Consider the following 2,863-nt stretch of genomic DNA (forward strand, 5'->3'; position numbering starts at 1 on the left):
CGACACTTCTTGGGGTTGTATGGTTAAGTGACTAAGCGTACATGGTGGATGCCTTGGCAGTCAGAGGCGATGAAGGACGTACTAACCTGCGATAAGCCGTGAGCAGTCGGTAAGAGACATTACGACTCACGGATTTCCGAATGGGGAAACCCACTTAGCATAAGCTAGGTATCGCTGCGTGAATACATAGCGCAGCGAGGCGAACCGGGAGAACTGAAACATCTAAGTACCCCGAGGAAAAGAAATCAACCGAGATTCCCTCAGTAGCGGCGAGCGAACGGGGATTAGCCCTTAAGCATCTTGGAAGTTAGTGGAACGGTCCTGGAAAGGCCGGCGATACAGGGTGATAGCCCCGTACACGAAAACAACCTTGATGTGAAATCGAGTAGGGCGGGACACGTGACATCCTGTCTGAATATGGGGGGACCATCCTCCAAGGCTAAATACTCCTGACTGACCGATAGTGAACCAGTACCGTGAGGGAAAGGCGAAAAGAACCCCTGTGAGGGGAGTGAAATAGAACCTGAAACCGTGTACGTACAAGCAGTGGGAGCCCTTCGGGGTGACTGCGTACCTTTTGTATAATGGGTCAGCGACTTACATTTTGTAGCGAGGTTAACCGTATAGGGGAGCCGTAGGGAAACCGAGTCTTAACTGGGCGTCTAGTTGCAAGGTGTAGACCCGAAACCGGGTGATCTAGCCATGGGCAGGTTGAAGGTTGAGTAACATCAACTGGAGGACCGAACCCACTAACGTTGCAAAGTTAGGGGATGACCTGTGGCTGGGGGTGAAAGGCCAATCAAACTCGGAGATAGCTGGTTCTCCCCGAAAGCTATTTAGGTAGCGCCTCGGACGAATACTACTGGGGGTAGAGCACTGTTTGGGCTAGGGGGTCATCCCGACTTACCAACCCCATGCAAACTCCGAATACCAGTAAGTACTATCCGGGAGACACACGGCGGGTGCTAACGTCCGTCGTGAAGAGGGAAACAACCCAGACCGCCGGCTAAGGTCCCAAAGTTCTGGTTAAGTGGGAAACGATGTGGGAAGGCTCAGACAGCTAGGATGTTGGCTTAGAAGCAGCCATCATTTAAAGAAAGCGTAATAGCTCACTAGTCGAGTCGGCCTGCGCGGAAGATGTAACGGGGCTCAAACCAGGCACCGAAGCCGCGGATTCACGCTAAGCGTGAGTGGTAGGGGAGCGTTCTGTAAGTCTGCGAAGGTGTATCGAGAGGTATGCTGGAGATATCAGAAGTGCGAATGCTGACGTAAGTAACGATAAAGGGGGTGAAAAGCCTCCTCGCCGGAAGACCAAGGGTTCCTGTCCAACGTTAATCGGGGCAGGGTGAGTCGACCCCTAAGGTGAGGCCGAAAGGCGTAATCGATGGGAAGCAGGTTAATATTCCTGCACGACTTGTAATTGCGATGGGGGGACGGAGAAGGCTAGGTGGGCCAGGCGACGGTTGTCCTGGTGAAAGTGCGTAGGTGGTGTTTCTAGGCAAATCCGGAGACACAACACTGAGACACGAGACGAACGCACCACGGTGCGGAAGCCATTGATGCCCTGCTTCCAGGAAAAGCCTCTAAGCTTCAGATTACAAGTCATCGTACCCCAAACCGACACAGGTGGTCGGGTAGAGAATACCAAGGCGCTTGAGAGAACTCGGGTGAAGGAACTAGGCAAAATAGAACCGTAACTTCGGGAGAAGGTTCGCTCTTGATGGTGAAGTCCCTTGCGGATGGAGCTGTCGGGAGTCGCAGTGACCAGATGGCTGGGACTGTTTATCAAAAACACAGCACTCTGCAAACACGAAAGTGGACGTATAGGGTGTGACACCTGCCCGGTGCCGGAAGGTTAATTGATGGGGTTAGCGCAAGCGAAGCTCTTGATCGAAGCCCCGGTAAACGGCGGCCGTAACTATAACGGTCCTAAGGTAGCGAAATTCCTTGTCGGGTAAGTTCCGACCTGCACGAATGGTGTAACCATGGCCATGCTGTCTCCACCCGAGACTCAGTGAAATCGAATTCGCCGTGAAGATGCGGTGTACCCGCGGCTAGACGGAAAGACCCCGTGAACCTTTACTACAGCTTGGCACTGAACATTGAACCTACATGTGTAGGATAGGTGGGAGGCTTTGAAGGCGTGACGCCAGTTGCGCTGGAGCCGTCCTTGAAATACCACCCTTGTATGTTTGATGTTCTAACGCAGGGCCCTGAATCGGGCTCGCGGACAGTGCCTGGTGGGTAGTTTGACTGGGGCGGTCTCCTCCCAAAGAGTAACGGAGGAGCACGAAGGTTGGCTAATCCTGGTCGGACATCAGGAGGTTAGTGCAATGGCATAAGCCAGCTTAACTGCGAGACGGACAGGTCGAGCAGGTACGAAAGTAGGTCATAGTGATCCGGTGGTTCTGAATGGAAGGGCCATCGCTCAACGGATAAAAGGTACTCCGGGGATAACAGGCTGATACCGCCCAAGAGTTCATATCGACGGCGGTGTTTGGCACCTCGATGTCGGCTCATCACATCCTGGGGCTGAAGTCGGTCCCAAGGGTATGGCTGTTCGCCATTTAAAGTGGTACGCGAGCTGGGTTCAGAACGTCGTGAGACAGTTCGGTCCCTATCTGCCGTGGGCGTTGGATGATTGAAGGGAGTTGCTCCTAGTACGAGAGGACCGGAGTGAACGAACCTCTGGTGTTCGGGTTGTCACGCCAGTGGCACTGCCCGGTAGCTAAGTTCGGAATCGATAACCGCTGAAAGCATCTAAGCGGGAAGCGAGCCCTGAGATGAGTCATCCCTGACCCCTTGAGGGTCCTAAAGGGCCGTTGGAGACCACAACGTTGATAGGTGGGGTGTGTAAGCGTAG

At 53.7% G+C, this 2,863-nt stretch carries 1 rRNA gene; it reads left to right on the top strand.

Features of this window, described 5'->3' with window-relative positions:
* Positions 1–21 precede the first annotated feature (21 nt).
* A 23S ribosomal RNA gene (locus tag HKD46_RS21060) occupies positions 22–2,863 on the top strand; the annotation flags it as partial.

The sequence above is a fragment of the Aeromonas sp. TW 6 genome (genome assembly GCF_013168745.1).
Classification (GTDB): Bacteria; Pseudomonadota; Gammaproteobacteria; order Enterobacterales; family Aeromonadaceae; genus Aeromonas; species Aeromonas caviae.